The organism is Petralouisia muris, from assembly GCF_004793545.1.
Lineage (GTDB): Bacteria > Bacillota > Clostridia > Lachnospirales > Lachnospiraceae > Petralouisia > Petralouisia muris.
Genome location: NZ_SRYA01000071.1, coordinates 1 through 23,563 on the forward strand (window position 1 = coordinate 1; position 23,563 = coordinate 23,563).

The following is a 23,563-nucleotide window of genomic DNA, read 5'->3' on the forward strand; positions in this document are numbered from 1 at the left end:
AGTAACACAAAAGGGGAAAATACAAAATAAGCTTTTCCGGTTTATCCGGGTTAGGAAGAATAAGGTAATATTGGGAATCCACTTGTTGTTTGTGCGGCAAGTGGATTTGTTGTACCATAATCATTCTGTGAGATACCTATGGTAATCTGTGCTCAATGATAGGAATACCCCCTGTACCGAGGGAGATATTATGCAAAGGATAATTGTAGTAGACGATGTGGAAATTAATCGTGAATTGCTGAAAAATATACTGAAGGATGAGTATATTGTAGAGACGGCGGAGGATGGGCAACAGGCGCTGCAGAAGATAGAGAAATACCAGAAAGAAACAGCAGTGCTTCTGCTGGATTTGCAGATGCCGAAGGTTGACGGGTATGCCGTAATTGCGGAGATGAGAAAGAACGGCTGGATGCGGCAGATTCCGGTGCTTGTCATCAGCGGTGAATTTGCAGTGGAAGTGGAAAATCTGTGCTTTGAACTTGGAGTTTCTGATTTTATACATAAGCCCTTTGAGGGCACCATTGTAAGAAACCGGATTCGGAATGCAGTGGAGCTTTTTTCCTATAAAAAGCAATTAGAGCAGAAAGTGGAGGAACAAGAAAAAGCCCTGAAGCGTCAGTCCCATATTATTCAAATGCAGGAGGAACAGCTTCGTAAGGCAAAGCCTTTCAGTAAACTGATGATGGAATACCGGGCGGCTATTATGGAGGTAGAGACGAAGCTTAAGGTGTTAAATGAAGAGTTCTCTCAGGAATATAACAGAAATCCTTTTGAATCAATCAAAAGCAGGCTGAAATCACCCTCCAGTATTTTTGAAAAATTAGCGCGGAAGGGATTTCCGGTTACGGTTGAAAGCATCCGGGAAAATCTCAACGATGTGGCGGGAGTCCGGGTCATTTGTTCCTTTCCCGATGATATTTACCGTTTGGCCCAACTGTTTACAAGCCAGGATGATATTTACCTGGTTCGGGAGAAAGACTATATCAAAGCGCCCAAGCCCAACGGATACCGGAGCCTTCATTTGATTCTGAATGTGCCGATTTTTCTGTCAGACAAGAAAGAATATATGAAAGTGGAACTGCAGTTCCGCACTATTGCAATGGATTTTTGGGCAAGTCTGGAGCATAAGCTGAAATATAAAAAAGACGTGGATGATACGGATGAAATTGTAGGCCGGCTGAAAGCCTGTGCAGATTCCATTGAAGCGCTGGATTATCAGATGCAGGAGATACGCAATCAGATAGACCGTTCCAGGGAATAAGGCCGGGGATAAGAGCTGGATACGCAAGATGGCTGGAGGCTCTGAGCAATAAGGGATTCAAGAGTGGAGTTCAGACATCTTACCTGCTGCGGGGAGGGAAAGGAGGCTGTTATGTATAAATTATTGGTAGTGGAAGATGATGAAGTGATTGCAAGAACCATAAAAAACTACATGGAAAGCTGGGGCTATGAAGTGGTATGCGCAGAGGATTTTAAAGATGTGCTTCAGATCTTTGTGGAGGAAAAGCCCCAGCTTGTTCTGATGGACATATCCCTTCCTTTTTATAACGGATTCCACTGGTGCGACGCTATACGGGGAATTTCCAAGGTGCCGGTTATTTTTCTTTCTTCGGCCTCAGATAATATGAATATTGTGATGGCAGTCAATATGGGCGGGGATGATTTTATAGCCAAACCTTTTGACTTGAATGTGCTTCAGGCAAAAATACAGGCTATGCTTCGGAGAACTTATGACTTTGCAGGGGAGAGCAGCCTGCTGGAGCATAAAGGGATGATTTTTGACAGCAGCAGAGGATTTGTGACCTATGAAGGGAAACAGACCGAACTTACCAAGAATGAAATGGGCATCTTAAAAGCGCTGCTGGAACAGAAAGGAAAGATTGTAACCAGGGATAAATTGATGGAGCGGCTGTGGGAGTCGGACAGCTTTATTGACGATAATACCCTGACGGTTAATGTGGCCCGCCTTCGCAAGAAGTTAGAGGGGATTGGCATTGTGGATATGATTAAGACCAGAAAGGGAATTGGATATGCGGTGGATTAGGGTTTATGTGAAACGGCACAGGCTTGGAATTTGTATGTATTCACTGTTTTGCGTCATTTTTGCGACAGTGTTGTTTTTGTATCGGATGCCTATGGAACCGATGGTTTATGCCGTTAGCCTGTGCCTTACCCTTGCTGTGATTGTGCTGATAACAGACAGTGTTCGTTACCGCAAAAAAGTAGAAATCCTCACCTGGCAGCTTGAGGCTGTAAAGGAGGGCACGGAGAAGCTTCCAGGGCCGGAGGATGAAATTGAACAGCTTTATCAGATGCTGTTGAAGAACGCCCAGATAGAGCATGCCCGCCAGGTGGGTAACATCCTGCAGGAAAAATCAGAAATGACAGATTATTTTACCCTGTGGACCCATCAGATCAAAACGCCCATTGCCGCCATGCACTTACTGCTTCAACAGGAGATTCGCCTGCAGGCTCAAGAGATAACTGTACAGGAAGAAAATAAGGCGCAGGAACAGTATTACATGCAGAAGCAGGAAATAGAATCGGAACTGTTTAAAATAGAGCAGTATGTGGAAATGGTTCTCCAGTATCTGCGTCTGAATAGTTCTGTCAATGATTTTGTATTGCAGGAATATGAATTGGATGGAATTATCCGTCAGGCAGTGCGCAAATATGCGCCCATGTTTATCCGCAGAAAGCTGTCACTTCATTATGAGCCTTTGCAGGTAAAAGCAGTGACAGATGAGAAATGGATGACGTTTGTCCTGGAACAGATCTTAAGCAATGCCATTAAATATACCTCTTCCGGAGATATTTCTATCAGAATGGAAAACGGCTGCCTTGTGATAGAGGATACCGGAATCGGTATCCTGCCGGAAGACCTTCCCAGAATCTTTGATAAGGGATATACGGGATATAATGGCAGGAGCGATAAGAAGGCTTCCGGAATCGGACTTTATCTGGTGAAGAAAATATTGAATAAGCTGGGGCATAAGATTCTGATTGAATCAGAGCCTGGGAAAGGGACGAAGGTGAAGCTGCTGTTTTAATATTTTTATAGATAGAAAACGATTCTCCAAGAATGATAGCCTATCCAAACAATGTAATGTCAGAACTGATTTTTTCGGAAAAAGATTTCTGGTAAATGGCGTGGTATTCCTCGAAAGAAAGTTCTGGGCCATTGGTCAGAACCTGCATTTTAACGCCGAACAATTTCACATAATAGGGCATCACAGTCATGTTGTTTCTTAAATAAAAAGCTTTTCTGCGGATACGTTCTTCCCGGTTCGGCGCTTCCTCTTCGGTATCTTCAATTTCCAGTACAAACCGTTTTCCAACGTAGCGTTCCTGCAGGAGCCGGAGGGCGTGAGTGCCGATATTTTGTCCCCGCATAGTTGGAGAAATGGCAAAATAATCCAGCAGAACCAGATCTTTGTACAGAATGGTAATGGCAAGGCCCAGGAAAGTTCCGGATTCCTCTTCGATTGCCAGAAGCTCCATGACGCCTTCCCTGCTCTTTTGTACCATAAGTGAGAAAGGCTTGCGTTCGGCTTTGGGAAATGATTCTATATATAAGTGTTCTAAATTGGAAAATTGTGCTGCAGTGCTGCAGTTTATTAATTTCATATGATAACCTCCATAGATGAATATTTTACCTGTTCTAATTCTGTAATGGAATATGCTGTAGCATCCGTATCTGTCAATCATACAATGGGATTGGAAATAAATCAAGCAGATAACCCAACGATTCTTAAGATATATACATGCTGCATCTGTTTCCCTATCAATAAGTATGTTCTTAAGTGTCAAACTGTCATCTGCTTATCCTTACAAAACCGTAAGGAATCTCCTGCAAAATGTAAGCCAAAATTAAGGCAGCCCAGCTCTGCTTCCTGTATACTGTAAGTCAGAACAACAGAAAACAAGGAGGACAATTATGGCAATCTTAGAAGTAAACAATGTAAAGAAAATATATACCACCAGATTCGGAGGCAACCAGGTACAGGCATTGACCGATGTAAGCTTTTCTGTGGAAAAAGGAGAGTATGTGGCAATTATGGGAGAATCTGGTTCCGGCAAAACCACCCTGCTGAATATTCTGGCGGCTTTGGATAAAGCTACTTCAGGGCTTGTGCTGCTAAATGGAAAGAACCTTTCTACCCTGCGGGATTCCGAGGTGTCGGCTTTCCGAAGAGAGAACCTGGGTTTTGTATTTCAGGATTTTAACCTGCTGGATAACTTTAATATCCAGGACAATATTTTCCTTCCGCTGGTGCTGGCCGGAAAGAATTACAATGAAATGCGGGTGCGCCTGATGCCCATTGCAGAGAATCTTGGCATCAAGACAATTCTTGGAAAGTATCCCTATGAGGTGTCTGGCGGGCAGAAACAGCGTGCAGCCGTGGCGCGGGCGTTGATTACTAATCCTCAGCTGATTCTGGCAGATGAGCCTACCGGAGCCCTGGATTCTAAGGCTGCAGAGAGCCTTCTGTCTCAGTTTCAGGAAATTAACGGGGCAGGTCAGACAATTCTGATGGTGACCCATTCCACGCAGGCGGCCAGCCGGGCCAAACGAGTATTATTCATCAAGGACGGTCAGGTATTCCATCAGATTTACAAGGGAAGCAGCACCAATGAGGAAATGTATCAGAAAATTTCCGATACCCTTACAGTTATCACAACAGGGGGTGGAAAACATGAATAAATTTTTCTATGGAAAGCTTGCATTTGGGAATTTAAGGAAAAACGGAAGGCTGTATCTGCCTTATATCCTTGCAGCCATGGGCATAGGGGCCATGTATTATATTATAGTGGCTCTGACCGGAGATGAGGGAATTAGTAAGATGCCCGGCGCCAGCGACTTGAAGATAATTATGGGACTTGGGTGCGTAGTAATCCTGATTTTTGCAGTGATCTTTTTATTCTACACCAACAGCTTTTTGATGAAGCGGCGAAAAAAAGAGTTCGGTCTGTTTCATATTTTGGGAATGGAGAAGAAGCATATTGGGAAAATGATGTTCTGGGAAACCTGCATGGTGGGCGTTTTAAGCATTGCAGGCGGCCTGGCGGGAGGAATCCTTCTTTATAAACTGATGGTTTTAGTGCTGCTTCGCATAACCGGACTGGAGGTGCCCTTTGGCTTTTCGATTTCCAGTGCAGGAATTGCAAATGTGGCAGTCTGCTTTGCAGTTGTGTTTGGAGCGACATTGGTTTACAATCTGTTTCAGGTGCAGAAGACCAACGCCATTGAACTTCTCCACAGTGCAAGCCAGGGGGAAAAAGAGCCGAGAACCCGGTGGATTCTGGCAATTTTGGGTGTGTTGGCATTGGGGCTTGGCTACTGGATTGCCATTGTAACTGAGAACCCGGTGGATGCATTGCTGTTGTTTTTTGTAGCGGTGCTCCTGGTAGTTTTTGGAACATATTTCCTGTTTACCGCCGGCAGTATTGCGGTGCTGAAAATGATGCGGAAAAATAAAAAATACTTTTACCGGACGAAACATTTTATTTCCGTATCCGGGATGATTTACCGTATGAAGCAGAATGCGGTTGGTCTTGCCAACATTTGTATTTTGAGTACCATGGTGCTGGTGATGGTGTCAGGCACAGTAGCTTTATACGCAGGGGTGGATGACATCGTTAACACCAGGTATCCCAGAGATTTTGCCCTTACAGGATATAACAATATGTCTGAAGAGGAAAAAGAGGCCTTAAAAGGGATGTTCCAACAGGCAGTGGAAGAAAGCGGCCTGGCCGTGGAGGATTCTGTGGAATATAGCTCTCTGGCAGTTACCGTGTGGAAATCCGGGGAAAATATGCTGATTGAAAAATCAGGAACCGTATCGCCGGAAGGAAAACTAAGCGTTTTGGAGCTGATTACTTTAGAAGAATATAATCAGCTGACTAACCAGCAGAAGGAGCTTAAGGAGGATGAAATATTAGTCAGCGTCAGACAAGGCGAAGAGGGGGAGCAGGCTTACTGCATCAATGGAAAGAATTTTCGCATCAAAGAGTATCTGGAAGATTTTGAGCTGGAAGGCTTAGACAGCAATGTGGTTTACGATGGATATTTTGTGGTAGTCAGGGATGCACAGGTTTTCGATGCTCTGAAGGAAATGCAGAAGGAAGCCTATGGCAATAGGGCAAGCAGTGTAAATTACAGTATGTATGCGGATATTTCAGGGACAGAGGAACAGTTGAAGGAATGCGCCGGCCGGCTGGAAGGGCTGATAGAAGCTTATAACCAGGGCAAGGGAGAAGAAGAGCATCTCAGAGTGAGAATTGATGTGAAAGAGGTGCAGAGAGAAGGGTTTATGATTTTCTGCGGAGGTTTTCTGTTTCTGGGCATATTCTTAGGATTTGTATTTCTGATGGCTACGGTGCTGATTATCTACTATAAGCAAATTTCCGAAGGATATGAGGATAAAGAACGATTTGAAATTATGCAGAAAGTGGGCATGAGCCCCAGGGAAGTAAAAGCATCCATACACAGCCAGATATTGAAGGTATTTTTCCTTCCGCTGGTGATGGCAGGGGTGCACGTTACCATGGCGTTCCCAATGATGAACCGGCTGCTTTTGATGTTTAATATGAAGAATCCGGAATTGTTTGCGGCCTGCACCGTAGCGGTGGTTGGAATTTTTGCAGTGATTTACGGGATTGTGTTTGGAATTACGGCAAGAGCCTATTACCGGATTGTGGGAGAAAAGAGGTAAGGGAAAAAGGAATGGACTGCCGGAAAATGAAATTTATCCATAATATATGCTGGGATATCGAAAGAATCCCAGCATATATTGTGGAAAATCAGTCATTTTCCGACAGTTCCATTCCTTTTTCGAAAGGGGGCTTAGTTCACCTTCTCCCCTGCCTTATACCGTTTTACCAAAGCCTCAATTCTTTCATAAGGATCAAGGAGATCGCTGATAGAGGTATCGTGATTGAGGGTATCAATAATATTGGCAATATATTTGCTCATATCGCAGTCAATATAATAATCTCTGTTTAATAATTCCGGCGTCTGATAGGTCAGGTTGGTGGTAACCACCCGGTAAATAATGCCTTCTTCCACCGCTTTGTCGAATTTTTCCAGCCCGTTGGTAAACAAACCGAAGGTTGCCACTACGAAAATGCGGTTTGCATGTCTTTTTTTCAGTTCTGTAGCCACATCAATCATGCTGTCTCCAGAAGAAATCATATCGTCAATAATCAGGACATCCTTGCCCTCTACAGAGGAGCCCAGGAATTCATGGGCCACAATGGGGTTTCTGCCGTCTACGATTTTGCTGTAGTCTCTGCGTTTGTAGAACATACCCATATCAAGTCCAAGAACATTGGCAAGGTAAACCGCACGGTTGGTTCCGCCCTCATCCGGGCTGATGATCATCATGTGGTCGCTGTCAATCTGCAAATCGTCAATTTCCCGCAGAATGCTCTTGATAAACTGGTAAGCGGGCTGTACCGTTTCGAATCCATGGAGAGGAATTGCATTCTGTACCCGGGGATCATGGGCGTCGAAAGTGATAATATTATCTACTCCCATATTGATTAATTCCTGCAGTGCAAGGGCACAGTCCAGGGATTCTCTGGAGGTGCGTTTGTGTTGGCGGCTTTCATAGAGGAAAGGCATAATGACAGTGATTCTCCTTGCCTTGCCGCCTGCCGCAGCGATGACACGCTTTAAATCCTGGTAATGGTCATCCGGTGACATATGGTTTTCGTGTCCGCATACAGAATAAGTCAGGCTGTAATTAGTGATGTCCACCATAAAGTAAAGATCATAGCCCCGGACAGAGTGCTTGATAATGCCTTTAGCTTCTCCTGTTCCAAAACGCGGAGCAAGACACTCCATCAGATAAGTGTCCCGCTGATAGCCCCGGAAAGCAATATCATTTTCGTGTTCATGTTCTCGTTCCGAACGGAAGCTTACAAGGTATTTGTCCACCATTTTACCCAGTGCCTGACAGCTTTCCAGTGCAATGACGCCCAAAGAGCCGGCAGGGATAGTTTCATAATTTCTTTCGTTACGCTGCATGAAAATGTCCTCCATAAAATTAAGTTAAAAATGTTTGCATGTACCTGTTGTATTAAGTTGATGCGGACTTGTCCGCTTTGTTCTTTCCAAGCTTTTTTTGAATCCGGATGTCGTTTCCAAACAGTTTCATCATAGTATAATTGCTGGATATTCTGGAAAACGTACGTTCAGAATATGTATCCACTAACTGGCCAAGACTCAGATTGGTGGAAATGATGGTAGATTTCCGCCGCAGGATACGTTCGTTGAGACATAAGAAGAGCTGGGAGGTTGTAAAGGAATTGGAAAGCTCCGTTCCCAGATCATCTATAATCAATAAGTCGCAGTCAAAAATATTCTGGTAGTCTTCGCTGAAATCCGTCTCTTTTCCGAAAATATTTTTCTCGAAAATGCGGAAAAGAGAAGAGGCGGTAAAATAGATGACCGAGTGTCCGGAATCCAGAAGCTCTTTTGCTACACAGTTGGACAGATAGGTTTTACCGATGCCTGTGTCTCCATAGAAAAACAGATTTTTAAATTCCGTGTCAAATTCAGCCACAAATTCCATACAAAGAGTAACCGCCTGTTTTGCAGTTGCAAGGCTGGTTAATCCGGTGGAAGGGTTTGTCAGGGAGTCGGAATAGTAATCAAAGGAGAAATTCTGAAAGTTCTCCTGTTCTAATGTCTGCCGCAGATTAGATTGGGTATAAACCAAATCTATGGCCGCCTGTTTGAAGCAATGGCATTTATCTCTGCCGATATATCCGGTGTCCTTACAGTCCTGGCAGCGGTAAGGAGGCTCGAAATAATCTGCCGGATATCCATGGCTGGTTAATATCTGCTTTTTCTCAGCGGTCAGACAGGAAAGGATTTCTTTCAGCCGCCGGAGGGCGTCGTTATCCCCTTCCACCAGCCTTTTGGCCTGTGCCACAGAAACAGAGGAAATCGTGTGATCGATCTCCGTAAGCCGGGGAAACCTCTGATAAAGGTCATTCTTCCGTTCCATTACAATATGGCGGTTCTCAAGCTGTCTTGCTTCATAGCTTCGAATTAAGGTATTGTACTGCGTGTTGCTTAAAGCCATGGATGCCTCCTTCCATAGTTATAACCCAATGCTTCATGCATCGCTGCCTGTAACATGCCAGGCAAATACAGGAATGTCAGTGTGCGCTGTTTAATAATTCCGCTTCCAGCTGATTCAGTTGATCCAGATTATAGGTACGCTGGGGAAAGCTGTTAAAGCGGTTGGATGCGGCAGTGCGAATGGCAGGCTTCAATGCTTTTTCAGCCGTCTTTGCAGCCTGGAAGGATTCATCCGCTTTCCGTATGTCGGCGGCTGTCCGTATGTTCTGTTTCTTCCAGTTTAAAAGGATTCGATCTGCATACTCAAAATTGGGCTGATGGATGGTAAGGATGGTACGGCTGCATGCCTCGGTAATCATATCCTGCCCAAATCCCAATTCTTTACTCCATTTTTCTATGTAAGCGGACTCTGCCGGAATCAGGCTGCGTCCATGAATTCCCAGAGCCTTCATCACGGCATAATGAAGTTTGCTGCGGGTATTCACGCTGCGCTTGGCCTGTTCCACTGTTTCAATGCCGGTCTCTTTCCAGCTTAAAGCAACCTTCTCCATATAGTGCAGGCTGGAATGTCCTCCTGCAATACAGTACTCCATAAGGTAGACAATCAGATCGGCGCAAAGGCTTAAGCCGTCATACCAGTAGAGTAAGGTTTGAACATCTGTGGAAGTTAAAGGTCTGCCCAGATAGCTTTCCGCCACAAACAGCAGTTCCCGAACTTCTTCCTTCTCCTTAAACGCCGCCATGTCGCCTGCAGTGTAGACAGGTTTCTCAGAGAAGGCGGTTTTGGAAGGCGCCGAAGAAGCTGCAAATTCTGCTTTTTTCAGAGGAACGGTATCGTCCTTTGGGGAAGCGGCGTCAGATTCCAGGAAATAGATGCCGGAGATGGACTTGTCCTCATTATATTCCAGGCGCAGCAAGTTCATTTTTTCCCAATATTTTAAAGCCCGCTGGATGTCTTTTTCTGTATGCTCAAACCTGTCCGCAGTCCGGGAAATAGAAAAACTGCAGTCCGGGGAATTCATACAGCGGAGAAGATATAAATATATTTTAACAAATTCTCCGTTGGCATTCGTCATGTATTCATCAATAAAGCGGTTGGGAATTTCTGTTGTAGAATTTCCGTTGTCTTTGTGTAGTGTAATGTCTGCCATAATGTCCTCCAGTGAAATGTCTTTCCAATAATCCAATAAACTCTTAACGTGGATTAAAGTATAGCACATAAAAATCAAATTGAGAAGCAAAATTTTTCCTGAAAATCCAGTAAAATCAAGGGCTCAGGGGAATGTGGAAAGGGTGGATAATGTGGATAAAAGGTACCGGAAATCTTATGGTAATATCCTGGCATCCGATAAAATCGGAAAAAACCCAGGAATTCTTTCAGCAGGAGAAAGTATGTTATGTAAACGTAAAAATCCACATCCAAAATGGAAAGTTTTCCCCATTTGAATGTGGATAATGTGGATAACTACTTTCCAAGAAGCCGTTCTCCTACTTGCACAATATCTCCGGCGCCCATAGTTATCAACAAATCACCGTTCATACATTTATTTAATAAAAAATTTTCAATTTCGTCAAAAGATGGAAAATAATAGCATTCACATCCGGAATTTTGTAACTTTTTCTGCAGATCTTTGGAGCTGATCCCCAGGGTATCCGTTTCCCGGGCTGCATAAATGTCTGCCAGCACAACAATATCCGCCAAAGAGAGGGCTTTGGCAAATTCATCCAGAAAGGCCTTGGTGCGTGTATAAGTATGAGGCTGGAACACACAGACAATCCGATGTTTTCCGCAATTTGCGGCTGCGGTTAAAGTTGCTGTAATTTCTGCCGGATGATGGGCATAGTCGTCAATGATGGCGATTCCCCTTAAATCGCCTTTATGTTCAAAGCGCCGGTTAGGTCCTTTAAATTCTGTCAGTGCCTGCTGAATGTGTGAAAAGGGCAGGTTCATTTCCAGCGCAAGGGCGCAGGAGGCCAGAGCATTGCTTACATTATGGAGGCCCGGAACGTTCAGGCTGATGCTGCCAATGGGAGAGCCTTCGTGCATTAATGTAAAGTTTGCGCAGCCTTGTGTGTTAAAAGTAATGTTGTCTGCATAATATGAATTAGAGCCTGACATGCCGTAGGTTAAGATCTTGCATGAAAGACCGTCTGTGATTTCCTCTATGCGCTCAATTTCGCCGTTGATAATCAGCGTGCCGCCGGAAGAGACGTTGTTGGCAAATTTATGAAAAGAATGACGGATGTCCTCAAGGTCTTTGAAAAAATCCAGATGATCTTCTTCTATATTTAATATAAGGGCGTACTTCGGGTAAAAGTTAAGGAAGCTGTTGGTGTATTCACAAGCTTCCGTCAAAAAGAAGTCTGAACTGCCCACACGGATATTTCCGCCGATGGATTTTAAGATTCCGCCTACAGAAACCGTGGGATCGGTACATGCTTGCAGCAAAATATGGGTGATCATAGAGGTTGTGGTGGTTTTCCCGTGGGTGCCGGAAACAGCGATAGATTCCTTGTAGTTCTCCATAATCTGCCCTAACAGCTCTGCCCTTGTCAGAGTAGGAATCTGTCTGTCTGCGGCAGCTTTTAATTCCGGATTGTCGGGATGAATGGCAGCCGTGTATACCACAGCGTCGATGTCATCTGTAATATTGGAAGCCCGCTGTCCGAAAACAATGGAAGCGCCCAGTTCGGTTAATTTATCTGTCAGTTCAGAGACTCTGGCGTCAGAGCCGGAAATACGGAAATTTTCTTTCAGCAGAATCTCAGCAAGGCCGCTCATGCTGATGCCGCCAATGCCGATGAAGTGAAGATGAATTGGTTTTTTAAAATTAATTTTGTACATGTTCGATTACCTGCCCACTCTATATTGATTAATTACTTTCATTTTATAACAAGATACCGTATTTTGCAAATTGAAAATGAAGGAGAACAGGAAAAATAATATGGAATGAGAAGTCAGAATAAAAAAATATTGTATGAAATGACAAATAACGCTAAAATATGCGAAAAAAATTGTGAAATATGTGTACTAAAAGATTCTTTTATGATATAATTGGTCTACAAGGAACAAGAAATTAATTGACGAGAGGTGAGAGACATGATTCGTAAAGAAATGATTGCCATGCTTCTGGCAGGAGGGCAGGGAAGCCGCCTGGGGGTATTGACTTCCAAAGTGGCAAAGCCTGCGGTTGCATTCGGCGGCAAGTATCGAATTATTGATTTTCCATTAAGCAATTGCGTGAATTCTGGGATAGATACGGTAGGCGTATTGACGCAATATCAGCCTTTGCAGTTAAATACTCACATCGGGATTGGAATTCCGTGGGATTTAGACCGCAATCATGGTGGAGTGACAGTGCTGCCGCCTTATGAAAAGAGTGACAACAGCGAATGGTATACAGGGACAGCAAATGCGATTTATCAGAACTTGAATTATATTGAAAGTTACCATCCGGAATATGTTCTGATTCTTTCAGGGGATCACATTTATAAGATGAATTATGAAGTAATGCTTGATTTCCACAAAGAGAATCATGCGGATGTCACTATCGCAGCCATGCCGGTGCCCTGGGAAGAGGCAAGTCGCTTTGGCCTTGTGATTGCCGACGAGAATAAGCAGATCCAGGAATTTGAAGAGAAGCCGGAGAATCCCAGAAGCAATCTTGCATCCATGGGAATTTATATTTTTAACTGGAGCGTATTGCGGGAAGCCCTGGTAACGATGTCAGAGCAGAGTAATTGTGATTTTGGAAAGCATATCATTCCTTACTGCCAGGAAAACGGCAGGCGGCTGTTTGCTTATGAGTATAATGGCTATTGGAAGGATGTGGGAACTCTTGGTTCCTACTGGGAAGCAAATATGGAATTGATTGATTTGATTCCGGAATTTAACTTGTATGAAGAGTACTGGAAGATTTATACGAAGAGTGAGGCGATAGAGCCTCAGTATATTTCAGCGGATGCGGTGACAGAGCGGTGCATTATCGGTGAAGGGGCAGGGATTTACGGCAAGGTCTATGGTTCCGTAATCGGACCTGGAGTGATTATTGGTAAGGATACTGTGGTACGGGATTCGATCATTATGCAGAATACCAAAGTTGGAGATAACGTTACCATTAATAAATCAATCATAGCTGAGAATGTGAAGATTGGAGACCGGGTAGAACTGGGAATCGGTGATGAAGCGCCCAATAAACTGAATGGAAGCGTGTATTCTTTTGGATTAGTGACAATCGGTGAGAATTCGGTGATTCCGCCCGGGGTAAAAATCGGCAAGAATACAGCCATATCCGGGGGAACAGAAGCAGGGGATTATCCCAACGGCGTCCTGGCAAGCGGGGAATCAATTATTAAGGCAGGTGACGTATTATGAAGGCGTTAGGTATTATATTAGCAGGCGGTAATAACAGTAAGATGCAGGAGCTTTCCAATAAGAGGGCGATTGCAGCCATGCCCATAGGCGGAAGCTACCGGTGTATTGATTTCGCTCTCAGCAACATGAGCAATTCCCATATTCAGAAGGTGGCGGTGCTTACCCAGTACAATGCAAGAAGCCTGAATGAGCACTTAAGCTCATCGAAATGGTGGGATTTCGGAAGAAAACAGGGGGGCTTGTATGTATTCAACCCAACGGTTACTTCTGACAATGCATGGTGGTATCGGGGAACGGCAGACGCTATGTACCGGAATATTGATTTTCTGAAAAGAAGCCATGAACCATATGTAATTATTGCAGCAGGCGACTGTGTTTACAAGATGGACTACAACCGGATTCTGGAATATCATATTGAGAAAAAAGCAGATATCACCATTGTATGTAAGGACATGCCGGTTGGCGAGGATGTAAGCCGGTTTGGAGTGGTTCGGATGAACGAGGATTCCAGAATTGTGGAATTTGAGGAGAAGCCGATGGTAGCCCAGTCCAATACAATTTCTGCAGGAATTTATATTATCCGCAGAAGACAGTTAATTGAGATGTTAGAACGCTGTGCAGAAGAGAACAGACATGATTTTGTAACGGATATTCTAATCCGCTATAAGAACATGAAGCGTATTTATGGCTATAAGATGGAGGAGTACTGGAGCAATATTGCTACGGTAGAATCCTATTACCGGACCAACATGGATTTTCTCAGGCCTGAAGTCCGGAAGTATTTCAGCAATGAGCCGAAAATTTACTCCAAGGTGGATGATCTTCCGCCGGCCAAGTACAATGTAGGTTCAGAAGTGCACAACAGCCTGATCTCCAGCGGATGCATCATCAACAGCAAAGTGGAGAATTCCATTTTATTCAAAAAAGCATTTGTAGGCAAGAATTGTGTCATTAAGAACTCCATTATTTTAAATGACGTATACATTGGAGATAACACACATATTGAAAACTGTATTGTAGAAAGCCGTGATACCTTACGTGCCAATACTTACTTCAGCGGCGGCGATGGAATTAAAGTAGTATACGAACATAACGAAAGATATGTAATTTAGCCTTTGGGCTAGGTGGCTATGAAAGGGGCAGGGAATTTATGCAGATAACAGATGTGAGAATCAGAAAAGTAGAGAAAGAAGGTAAAATGAGGGCGGTGGTATCCATTACCATTGACGAAGAATTTGTTGTTCATGACATTAAAGTGATTGAAGGTGAAAAGGGCCTGTTCATTGCAATGCCAAGCAGGAAAGCGGCAGACGGTGAATACAGGGACATTGCACATCCAATCAATTCGCAGACCCGAGAGACGATTCAGCAGATTATTCTGGATAAATATCGAATGGAAACCGAGCCTACAGCAGAATGATGAGAGAGCTGGTGCATAAGATGTGTTAGGAGAAAGAAATAGAAGCGGCAAAGCCGGTGCAGAGGAAAAAGAACCTTTGCGCTGGCTTTTTCATTGCCTTTTTTCATTCTGTTGATCCGGCATGACAAAATGCAGTCATGAATCTGATATTTTTTCTTGATTTGTAGTATACGGCAAAATTGAATTCCCCTATAATCATTTTTATCGTAATTGATATAATGTTGGGTTTATACTCAAGAGCCTATTTATTTGCCAAATGGCTTGTTATTCCTTTTGAAAGAGAGGAAATATATTGGTAAATCATTTGGCTCACGGGTATATGCTTATGGGAAAGGGGGATTATGGAAAAAATATGGATTACTGGTAAACCGGAAACGTGATTCAGCTCATGGATTTGCGAGAGATGAATCATTGCTGCCCTAATGAATTAGGAGGAGGGAAAAGCAGAATGAAAAAGACAAGTATGAACAGGCTCCTGACATTTGCTGTGGCGATTGTCATGGCAGCTACTTCTGTAACAATACCGTCTGTTCAGGCAGAAGCCGCATCGGGGGGAAAGACGGTTAAGAGTGTGAAATTAAAAATTGGAAAAAAGAATGTGACAAATAAAAAATACACAATGACAGTCGGACAGAAAAAGAAAATCAAAGTGATAGTCGGGCCTAAAACGTCCAAAAAAAGCGTCACATTCAAATCAAGTAAGAAGAAAGTGGCAAAAGTAAGTAAAAAAGGAGTCATTACTGCCAAGTCTGCCGGAAAAGCAAAGATTACGGTGACTGTTACCGGCAAGGACAAAAAGAAGACGAAAAAGTATATCAGACTGGTGGTAAAGAAGGCGACAGCCGTAAAAAGCGTTAAGCTGAAAATAGGATCGGCAACTGTAACCAATAAAGGATATACAATGACAGCCGGACAGAAGGCGAAGGTAAACGTAACGGTTACGCCAAAGGCGGCAAAGAAGAGCATTGCATTTAAATCGAACAAAACAAAGGTTGCAGCAGTGAATAAAAGCGGAACGATTACTGCCAAATCTGCCGGAACAGCGAAGATTACAGTAACTGTTACAGGAAAAAATAAAAAGAAAAAGACAAAATATATCAACCTGTCAGTGAAGGACAGCGGCAATAACAATAATAATGACAACAACGATAACAATGATACCCCGAAGGAAATTCCGGTATCTGGCGTAACGGCAACGATTTCTCCAGCTTCCATTAAAGTAGGAGAGACAGCGCAGGTACGCGCCTCTGTAAATCCGGAAAATGCAACCAACAAAACGCTTACCTATTCATCAGGCAACAAAGCTGTAGCATCTGTAGACAATACAGGAAAAGTTGTGGGCGTCAGCGCAGGAAAAGCGGATATTACTGTGAAATCTGCAAATGGAAAAACTGCGTCAGTGTCAGTGACAGTTGTGGAAACGCCTGTCACAGGAAATACGGATTTGTCCTATGACGGATATAAGCTGAAATGGGAAGATAATTTTGATGGAACCAGCCTCAGCAGAGAAGACTGGAATGTAGAAACACACGATCCCGGATGGGTAAACAATGAACTTCAGGCGTATGTTGATTCAGAGGAAAATATTTTCCTTAAAGACGGCAGCCTGGTGCTTAAGCCTGTGGAAAAGACGGGCGAGGACGGAACGGTATCCTATACTTCCGGACGTATCAATACACAGAATAAGCATAACTTTAAATATGGATTGTTTGAAGCAAGAGTGAAGGTTCCAAAGGGCCAGGGCTTCCTTCCGGCGTTCTGGATGATGCCGGCCAACGAAAATCTCTACGGACAGTGGCCCAGATGTGGGGAAATAGACATTATGGAAGTGCTTGGGCATGAGACCAATAAGTCTTATGGAACCATCCATTATGGAAACCCCCACAGTGAGAGCCAGGGAAATTACACTTTGGCCAGCGGAGATTTTTCAGAGGAGTATCACATATTTAATGTGGAATGGGTACCGGGAAAAATCAACTGGTATGTGGACGGAACGCTTATCCATACAGAAGATGACTGGTATTCTGCGACAGAAGGCCAGGGCGAAATCAGTTACCCGGCGCCCTTTGACCAGCCGTTTTATATCATTCTGAATCTGGCTGTAGGCGGAAGCTGGCCGGGCAATCCAGATGAGACAACGGATATTGCAAATTCAGCATTTTATGTGGATTATGTAAGGGCGTACCAGAAAGACAGTTATGACGAGAATGTTCAAAAGCCCATCAAAGACGTTGTATTAAGAGACCCAGATGCAAATGGAAATTATGTGGTAAACGGAGACTTTGCAGTACAGGAAGATCTTACAGATGACAAAGACTGGAGTTTCCTCACAACACTTGGCGGAGAGGGATCGGCGTCCATCCAAAATAATGAGATAGTCATGAACACAACAGCTGCCGGAACTGCAGATTACAGCATCCAGCTTGTGCAGCCTAACCTTCCCATGAAAAAGGGCGGGGTATACCAGCTTACCTTCGATGCATATGCTGACAGCTCCAGAACAATGAAAGTGGATGTATCGGCTCCAGACAGATCTTATCGCCGGTATCTCAATGATACGGAAGTTGAGTTGACAACAGGAAAGCAAACATATACGTATAACTTTACCATGACTGACAATGATGACGCCAACGCACGCCTGGAATTTAATCTGGGTGCAACTGAATCAACCGCAAGCGTACATATCAGCAATGTTTCTTTAAAGAAGACGGATGAAATTGTGATTGAAGAAGGCAAGAAGACAGTCCTGGCAGACGGAAATTATGTCTATAACGGCAGCTTCCAGGAAGGCGAAGGACGTCTTGGCTACTGGAATGTAACGAAGAATCCAGGGTCAGAAGTAAAAGTAACCAACGAGGATAATATCAGACGGCTGATGATTAATGCTCCAGAGGGAACATCACCCCAGAATCCTATCGTTGTTTCTCAGGATGAACTGGCGCTGACAGAAGGGAATGCCTATGCGCTGAGTTTGAAGGCAGAAGGGGAAAATGGAAAGAGTATCCGGCTGAAAGCAGCAGGGAAAGACTTTACCTTTACCCTTACAGGGGAAGAGGCGGAATATACGGATAAGCTTGTTTTGGACACAAAGCCGTCAGATACCAACATTGCATTCTATATCGAACAGCCGGGCGTCTTTTACATTGACGACGTCAGAATTGAGGAAGACAGCCTGATTAAAAACGGAAGCTTCAACGCAGGATTTGCAGGTTATGAGGCGTTTGTAGATGGAAGTGCGTCTGCTGATTATGTCGTGGACAGCCTGAGCGAAGATAATGCAGCAGATTTCAGCATTAAAGATACCGGCGATGCAGACTGGAAGATTCAGCTGAAGCAGAATAATGTAAGACTGGAAGAAGGTCAGTGGTACAGGCTTTCCCTGAAAGCGAAATCAAGTCTGGAAAGAAAACTGATGTTTGCTATCCAGAGAGATGGAGCAAAGCATAATGACGACTGGACTCCTTATTCCAATCAGAAGATCGTAGATCTGGGCAAAGAGTACCAGATTTATACGGATGAATTCCAGATGACGGAAGCTTCCGATAACGAAGCGGTATTAAGCATTTCTATGGGTGCAGTGGGAGGCGCCCAGATTACAACGCAGCACCGCATTTGCATTGATGATATCAGCCTGGAGAAAATAGAGGCTCCTGAAACGCCTCCGGTTCAGCAGCAGCCAGGAGAAGACCTGCTGGGAGACGGAAATTTTACCGATGGAAAAGGCGCATGGGTTGAGAATATCTCTTCTCCGGGACAAGCTACCGCCACTTTTGAAAATGGCAGTGCAAAATTTGATATCACGGATGTCGGAACCGCAGATTGGCATGTACAGTTAAAACGGCCGGGAATTGCACTGCAAAAAGGGAAAAACTATACCGTCAGCTTCAAAGCGACGTCTACAGCAGCCCGGGACATTAAAGTGGCTATATTAAGTGAAAAATTTGACTGGTACGGCGGAGCGGACGTTTCGTTGGAGGCAAATCAGGAAATGCCGGTAACTTTTAGCTTTACCATGGACAAGGAGACAGATTTGAACGCATCATTGGTGGTTTCCATGGGAAAAATAGAAGAGAAGGAAACGCCTGCATCGGAGATTACCCTGAAAGATTTTTCATTGATTTTGAATGAAGAGGCGCCAGGAGGACCGACAGGACCAACAGATCCAGAGGCTCCGACAGAACCAACAGATCCAGAGGATCCGACAGAGCCCACCATAAACCCATCGACAGCCGGCAGCCTGATACAGAAAGGCGAGGGGAATTTACTGTCGAATTTAGAAGGAAACTGGGAAGAGCCTGTGACTGATCCTGCAGCTGCAAAAGTTCAGGTTACTGCGGAGGGCAAAGTGCAATATGCCATAACAAATCCGGGCACCGAGGACTGGCATGTGCAGTTAAAGAGGCCAGGGCTCAAACTTTCCAAAGGCGTCATCTACTGTGTCAGCTGCAAAGCTGTATCTACAGAAACACGGGACATCAAACTGGGCGTGAGAGATGACCAGGATGTTAACAAACAATGGTATGGCGGCGGAGAAAACATAACGTTAGAGGCAGGGAAAGAACAGACAATTAAGATTGCCGCTGTTTCACAAGAGGCGGACGCCAATGCGCTTATGGCAGTATTCATGGGCAAAGTTGGTGACAACACGCCTGCTTCAACCATAACACTGTCAGACTTTTCCATGAGCGTTATTGGGCCAAAGGAAGTCGGCGCTGAGCTGCTGAATGCTCAATTGAGTGCAGAAAATGAATCATGGGATGTGAAGGCAGTCACTGCTCCTGCAGATGCTACCGTTTCTTTTAAAGATGGTAAGGTAGAGTATGATATCACAAATGTTGGAAATTCTGAATGGGATGTACAGCTGAAGCAGTCGAACCTTGTCATCGAACAGGGATGCAGCTATGAGGTCAGCTTCAAAGTAACCTCTGCGGCAGCGCGTACAATCAAGATGGGCATATACAGGAGTGAAAAGCATATCGTCTTGTATGGCGGAAAGGATAACATTCAATTAAATGCCAATGAGGAACAGACCGTTACGGTTCAATTCACCATGGAGCAAGCTACAGATCCGGATTCGGAACTTGTAATCGGCATGGGTAAGATTGGCGATTCTACCGGTACAGGTAAAATTACGTTGTCAGACTTCTCGGTGAAGAAAGTGACAAAGACAGAATAGGAAAAGAATAGAATGACAGCATTGCAAGAGACGGGGCGTTTGCTCCGTCTTTTGTGTTATGTCTGAGCTATCCGTATCTAAGCGGGTATTGTGAAAGTGTTCCGCAGGAAGAGTTTATGATTCTAATATTTCTATTCTACAGCTGTGTTCCTTTGTCTGCTTGCTGTAGCTGATAGAATCTCTTGTTAACAGCAGTTCATTGAATTTATCCATCAATTCTTTATTTGGGATCATAATTTCTCCGTTCTCATAGGTTAGAAGGCCATAAACTACCATAGCGGAGTAAATCTGTTCTTTGGAATTTATTTCCATGGATACGGCAGCAAATTGTCCAATATCTGCTGCAACCCGCTCCCCGGAAACCATAAGGATTAAGTCGTCCCTGACATCTTCAATATTGTGTTTGATATAATAGAATAATTCATCATACGGTCCAGAACTGGTCCAATAATTCCGAAGCTGATTGTCTGTCAAAGCTAAAACAACAGAACGTGGATTATAAAGAAGTTGCCATATCATATTCCACAAACATATTAAGTTCAGAACCGCTGGAATATTTGGCAATAGGCAGCACTCCTGTCATATACGCGAATTCCACTCTTCCAGTTGTTTTCTGCCTTCTTTTATCTTTCCCGGCTGCTTTTGGTTCGTTTCATACAAATGTCTGAAAAATCTGTGTAGCGCTGACTGTATAAAAGAAAAATATCAAAATAAAACAGTTGCATCATGTTAAAAAAGGATCTATAATAAATTAAAATTTGATTAATAAATAGATTAATTTAATTAAACAAGAAGAGTGAAAAAGTTTATTTTAAACAAAAAATCATAGAAACACAAATCATTTTTCTGCCAATCAGCAGAATCAGACAGGAAAGAGAGGTAATCCATGAATTACAAAGAAGTTTACAGACAATGGTGCGAAGATCCCTATTTTGATGCAGAAACCAGGGCAGAGCTGTCAGCGCTTACTGACGAAAAGGAAATTGAAGATCGTTTTTACCGCCAGCTTGAATTTGGAACCGGAGGGCTCCGGGGCGTAATTGGGGCAGGAACCAACCGCATGAATATTTATACAGTGCGCCAGGCCACTCAGGGTCTTGCCAATTATATCCTCAGCCAGAATGGACAGGAGAAAGGGGCGGCCATCGCCTATGATTCCAGAAGGATGTCGCCGGAATTTGCAGAGGAGGCGGCGCTGTGCTTAAACGCCAATGGGATTAAAACCTGGATATTTCCCGGTCTTCGCCCTACGCCAGAGTTGTCCTATGCGGTCCGGAAATTAGGCTGTATAGCTGGCATTGTAGTTACCGCCAGTCATAATCCCCGGGAATACAACGGGTATAAAGTATACTGGGAAGACGGCGCCCAGATCACGCCGCCTCATGACAAAAATATTCTGGCAGAGGTGGCCAAGGTAACCGATCTGTCCCGTGTGAAAACCATGGATAAACAGGAAGCTGCGGCTCAGGGGCTTTATCAGGTGATTGGCCCGGAAATGGATGACGCTTACATGGAAGAACTGAAAAAACAGAGCATTCATCCAGAAATTATTCCGGAGGCCGCAAAGGAATTGAAGATTGTCTACACGCCTCTCCATGGCACAGGCAATCTTCCGGTGCGCCGGGTGCTGAAGGAACTGGGCTTTACCCAGGTGTATGTGGTAAAAGAGCAGGAATTGCCGGACGGCAATTTCCCAACTGTCAGCTATCCCAACCCGGAAGCGGAAGAAGCCTGGGAGCTGGCGTTAAAGCTGGCAAAGGAGGTGGAAGCGGATATTGTGCTGGCCACTGATCCGGATGCAGACCGTCTGGGGGTATACTGCAGGGATACAAAAAGCGGGGAATATGTAAGTTTTACCGGAAATATGTCCGGGATGCTGATTGCGGAATATATTCTGCGGGAGCGGACTGCCGGGGGAACCATGCCGGAGCGTCCGGCTCTGGTGGAGACCATCGTTACCACTGATATGGCAAAGGCCATTGCCAGAGATTACGGAGTGGCGCTGATTGAAGTGCTGACAGGATTTAAGTATATCGGAGAGCAGATTAAGCAGTTTGAAGAGCAGAACAGCTATCACTATGTATTTGGTTTGGAGGAAAGCTACGGGTGTTTGGCAGGCACCTATGCCCGGGACAAAGACGCCTGCGTGGCAGTCATGATGCTCTGTGAAGCGGCAGCATATTACAAGACTCAGGGAAAAACTTTGTGGGACGCTATGGTGGACATGTATGAAACATACGGTTATTATAAAGAGGGGCTTGCCACTATGACCTTAAAAGGCATTGACGGCGCGGCGAAAATTCAGGAAATGATGGATAGCATGCGAAATGCTCCGAAATTAACGCTGGGCGGTTTTGAGGCGCTTGCAGTCCGGGATTATCTGGCTGACTCCAGAAAAGATCTGAAAACGGGAGAAGTGACAGCCGCCGGCCTTCCAAAGTCCAATGTGCTTTATTATGAATTAAGTGAAAACGCATGGTGCTGCGTGCGGCCTTCCGGCACAGAGCCGAAGATTAAGTTTTATTTTGGCGTAAAGGGAACTTCCCTTGCAGATGCAGAACAAAAGCTGGAACGTTTAAAAGCGGATTTATTAAATCAGGAATCCTGACTCTTGATTTTAAGAATAAGAATCTGTTGGCGAATCCAGGTATAAGATGAAACAAAAGTAAAATTTGGCACAGCGCCAGAAAGCAGGTGAGCATATTATTGAAAGAAAATAAGAAATTTACCGGAATACAGAAGCTAACCCACAACCCATTTTTAAATTTATACCATATGGACGCCCTGACTCACAGCGGCCGGCCCTTTTCTTACTATTTTGTCAGCCGCAATCCGGAGGAAAAGCTGAAAATCAGAACCGGTGGGCTGAACCCGGAAGGAATTGTCATTTATCCTCTTTGGGGGGAAGACCCGGAGAAAATTGTATTGATCCGCCAATACCGCTATCCGGCAGGAGATTACCTTTACGAGCTGCCGGCAGGGCTGGTGGACGCCGGCGAGACGCCGGAGGAAGCGGCGGTTCGGGAGATGAAGGAGGAAACCGGGCTGGATTTTGAGGCGTACCGTGGCGGAAAAGAGATGTATCGGCGGCCGTTCTTCTTGGGGCCAGGATTTACTGATGAGACCGGAGGAGCCGTATTTGGGTATGCTTCTGGAAAGATAGACGGCAGCTTCCGGGAGGACAGTGAGGATATTGAAGTGATTCTGGCAGATAAGCAGGAAGCGGAACGGATTCTGGAACGTGAGAAAACATCTTTGCGCTGCGCCTATCTGCTGATACAGTTTCTTCATATGGAAAAGAAAGCGCCCTTTGCGTTTCTGGAATGAAAAAGGAAAATGAGTATTAGTTATCAGGAAAAAGAACGTATTTTTCAATTGGACACGCCAGGCTCCAGCTACATTCTGGGGCTTGCGGACGAAGAGGGATTTGCGGGGAACATTTATTAGGAACTTACCAACGTTTTTCTACGCAAAATGGCAAAATTTACCCATAGTGAA

The 23,563-nt window shown here is 44.4% G+C and carries 16 protein-coding genes and 1 pseudogene; 11 read left to right on the forward strand and 6 right to left on the reverse strand.

Annotated elements, in window-relative coordinates:
* Nucleotides 1–190: 190 nt before the first annotated feature.
* The 3 genes from E5329_RS22825 to E5329_RS22835 all read left to right on the forward strand — a co-directional run bounded on the left by E5329_RS22825 (nucleotide 191) and on the right by E5329_RS22835 (nucleotide 3,050).
* Entirely contained in the window at nucleotides 191–1,261 is a 1,071-nt protein-coding gene (locus tag E5329_RS22825; protein ID WP_135991614.1) for a response regulator, read from the forward strand.
* Between the two features lie 111 nt (nucleotides 1,262–1,372).
* Nucleotides 1,373–2,044 carry a response regulator transcription factor gene (locus E5329_RS22830; RefSeq protein ID WP_135991615.1) on the forward strand — a complete coding sequence of 224 codons (672 nt, stop codon included), beginning with the start codon at nucleotides 1,373–1,375 and terminating at the stop codon, nucleotides 2,042–2,044.
* On the forward strand, nucleotides 2,031–3,050 hold the full coding sequence (locus E5329_RS22835; protein ID WP_135991616.1) for a sensor histidine kinase: 1,020 nt from the start codon (nucleotides 2,031–2,033) through the stop codon (nucleotides 3,048–3,050). The genes E5329_RS22830 and E5329_RS22835 overlap by 14 nt, the downstream gene beginning before the upstream one ends.
* A gap of 40 nt (nucleotides 3,051–3,090) precedes the next feature.
* Here the strand turns inward: E5329_RS22835 and E5329_RS22840 are convergent, their stop codons facing one another.
* Nucleotides 3,091–3,627: a GNAT family N-acetyltransferase gene (locus E5329_RS22840; RefSeq protein WP_168356735.1), complete on the reverse strand. Its 537-nt coding sequence runs from the start codon at nucleotides 3,625–3,627 to the stop codon at nucleotides 3,091–3,093.
* A gap of 310 nt (nucleotides 3,628–3,937) precedes the next feature.
* On the opposite strand from E5329_RS22840, the gene E5329_RS22845 reads away from it, so the two are divergent.
* Both E5329_RS22845 and E5329_RS22850 read left to right on the forward strand, forming a co-directional pair.
* Nucleotides 3,938–4,705 (forward strand): ABC transporter ATP-binding protein, encoded by a 768-nt coding sequence (locus E5329_RS22845; protein ID WP_135991618.1) that lies wholly within the window; start codon nucleotides 3,938–3,940, stop codon nucleotides 4,703–4,705.
* Nucleotides 4,698–6,716 (forward strand): ABC transporter permease, encoded by a 2,019-nt coding sequence (locus E5329_RS22850; RefSeq protein WP_168356736.1) that lies wholly within the window; start codon nucleotides 4,698–4,700, stop codon nucleotides 6,714–6,716. Before E5329_RS22845 ends, E5329_RS22850 begins: the two co-directional genes overlap by 8 nt.
* A 131-nt stretch (nucleotides 6,717–6,847) precedes the next feature.
* Here the strand turns inward: E5329_RS22850 and E5329_RS22855 are convergent, their stop codons facing one another.
* The 4 genes from E5329_RS22855 to murC form a co-directional block, all read right to left on the reverse strand.
* Nucleotides 6,848–8,032, reverse strand: a complete 1,185-nt coding sequence (locus tag E5329_RS22855) for a ribose-phosphate pyrophosphokinase (protein ID WP_135991620.1) — start codon at nucleotides 8,030–8,032, stop codon at nucleotides 6,848–6,850.
* A gap of 52 nt (nucleotides 8,033–8,084) precedes the next feature.
* A complete protein-coding gene (locus E5329_RS22860; protein WP_135991621.1) occupies nucleotides 8,085–9,095 on the reverse strand; it encodes an ATP-binding protein in 1,011 nt (336 codons plus the stop codon).
* Nucleotides 9,096–9,171: 76 nt separating this feature from the next.
* A complete protein-coding gene (locus E5329_RS22865) occupies nucleotides 9,172–10,245 on the reverse strand; it encodes a DnaD domain protein (protein ID WP_135991622.1) in 1,074 nt (357 codons plus the stop codon).
* Nucleotides 10,246–10,559: 314 nt separating this feature from the next.
* Nucleotides 10,560–11,939 (reverse strand): UDP-N-acetylmuramate--L-alanine ligase, encoded by a 1,380-nt coding sequence (gene murC, locus E5329_RS22870; protein ID WP_135991623.1) that lies wholly within the window; start codon nucleotides 11,937–11,939, stop codon nucleotides 10,560–10,562.
* Nucleotides 11,940–12,194: 255 nt separating this feature from the next.
* Between murC and E5329_RS22875 the strand changes: the two genes are divergently transcribed.
* From E5329_RS22875 to E5329_RS22890, 4 genes are all read left to right on the forward strand, one after another.
* Nucleotides 12,195–13,469 (forward strand): glucose-1-phosphate adenylyltransferase, encoded by a 1,275-nt coding sequence (locus E5329_RS22875; protein WP_275443635.1) that lies wholly within the window; start codon nucleotides 12,195–12,197, stop codon nucleotides 13,467–13,469.
* Nucleotides 13,466–14,581, forward strand: a complete 1,116-nt coding sequence (gene glgD, locus E5329_RS22880) for a glucose-1-phosphate adenylyltransferase subunit GlgD (protein WP_135991625.1) — start codon at nucleotides 13,466–13,468, stop codon at nucleotides 14,579–14,581. Before E5329_RS22875 ends, glgD begins: the two co-directional genes overlap by 4 nt.
* Nucleotides 14,582–14,619: 38 nt before the next feature.
* Entirely contained in the window at nucleotides 14,620–14,889 is a 270-nt protein-coding gene (gene spoVG, locus E5329_RS22885) for a septation regulator SpoVG (protein WP_135991626.1), read from the forward strand.
* A 448-nt stretch (nucleotides 14,890–15,337) separates the two neighbouring features.
* Nucleotides 15,338–20,065 (forward strand): carbohydrate binding domain-containing protein, encoded by a 4,728-nt coding sequence (locus tag E5329_RS22890; protein ID WP_275443636.1) that lies wholly within the window; start codon nucleotides 15,338–15,340, stop codon nucleotides 20,063–20,065.
* A gap of 165 nt (nucleotides 20,066–20,230) precedes the next feature.
* On the opposite strand, the pseudogene E5329_RS22895 reads toward E5329_RS22890, so the two are convergent.
* Nucleotides 20,231–20,663, reverse strand: a pseudogene (locus E5329_RS22895) (AAA family ATPase); the annotation flags it as partial.
* A 288-nt stretch (nucleotides 20,664–20,951) separates the two neighbouring features.
* Here E5329_RS22895 and E5329_RS22900 point away from each other — a divergent pair.
* Both E5329_RS22900 and E5329_RS22905 read left to right on the forward strand, forming a co-directional pair.
* Nucleotides 20,952–22,673, forward strand: coding sequence for a phospho-sugar mutase (locus E5329_RS22900; protein WP_135991628.1), 1,722 nt, complete (start codon nucleotides 20,952–20,954; stop codon nucleotides 22,671–22,673).
* Nucleotides 22,674–22,771: 98 nt separating this feature from the next.
* Nucleotides 22,772–23,392 carry an NUDIX hydrolase gene (locus tag E5329_RS22905; RefSeq protein ID WP_275443637.1) on the forward strand — a complete coding sequence of 207 codons (621 nt, stop codon included), beginning with the start codon at nucleotides 22,772–22,774 and terminating at the stop codon, nucleotides 23,390–23,392.
* Nucleotides 23,393–23,563: the final 171 nt, after the last annotated feature.

Excerpts from the sequence above, each read along its gene's own strand:
- E5329_RS22825 (WP_135991614.1), top strand. The coding sequence starts at position 191 with ATGCAAAGGATAATTGTAGTAGACGATGTGGAAATTAATCGTGAATTG.
- E5329_RS22830 (WP_135991615.1), top strand. The coding sequence starts at position 1,373 with ATGTATAAATTATTGGTAGTGGAAGATGATGAAGTGATTGCAAGAACC.
- E5329_RS22835 (WP_135991616.1), top strand. The coding sequence starts at position 2,031 with ATGCGGTGGATTAGGGTTTATGTGAAACGGCACAGGCTTGGAATTTGT.
- E5329_RS22840 (WP_168356735.1), bottom strand. The coding sequence starts at position 3,627 with ATGAAATTAATAAACTGCAGCACTGCAGCACAATTTTCCAATTTAGAA.
- E5329_RS22845 (WP_135991618.1), top strand. The coding sequence starts at position 3,938 with ATGGCAATCTTAGAAGTAAACAATGTAAAGAAAATATATACCACCAGA.
- E5329_RS22850 (WP_168356736.1), top strand. The coding sequence starts at position 4,698 with ATGAATAAATTTTTCTATGGAAAGCTTGCATTTGGGAATTTAAGGAAA.
- E5329_RS22855 (WP_135991620.1), bottom strand. The coding sequence starts at position 8,032 with ATGCAGCGTAACGAAAGAAATTATGAAACTATCCCTGCCGGCTCTTTG.
- E5329_RS22860 (WP_135991621.1), bottom strand. The coding sequence starts at position 9,095 with ATGGCTTTAAGCAACACGCAGTACAATACCTTAATTCGAAGCTATGAA.
- E5329_RS22865 (WP_135991622.1), bottom strand. The coding sequence starts at position 10,245 with ATGGCAGACATTACACTACACAAAGACAACGGAAATTCTACAACAGAA.
- murC (WP_135991623.1), bottom strand. The coding sequence starts at position 11,939 with ATGTACAAAATTAATTTTAAAAAACCAATTCATCTTCACTTCATCGGC.
- E5329_RS22875 (WP_275443635.1), top strand. The coding sequence starts at position 12,195 with ATGATTCGTAAAGAAATGATTGCCATGCTTCTGGCAGGAGGGCAGGGA.
- glgD (WP_135991625.1), top strand. The coding sequence starts at position 13,466 with ATGAAGGCGTTAGGTATTATATTAGCAGGCGGTAATAACAGTAAGATG.
- spoVG (WP_135991626.1), top strand. The coding sequence starts at position 14,620 with ATGCAGATAACAGATGTGAGAATCAGAAAAGTAGAGAAAGAAGGTAAA.
- E5329_RS22890 (WP_275443636.1), top strand. The coding sequence starts at position 15,338 with ATGAAAAAGACAAGTATGAACAGGCTCCTGACATTTGCTGTGGCGATT.
- E5329_RS22900 (WP_135991628.1), top strand. The coding sequence starts at position 20,952 with ATGAATTACAAAGAAGTTTACAGACAATGGTGCGAAGATCCCTATTTT.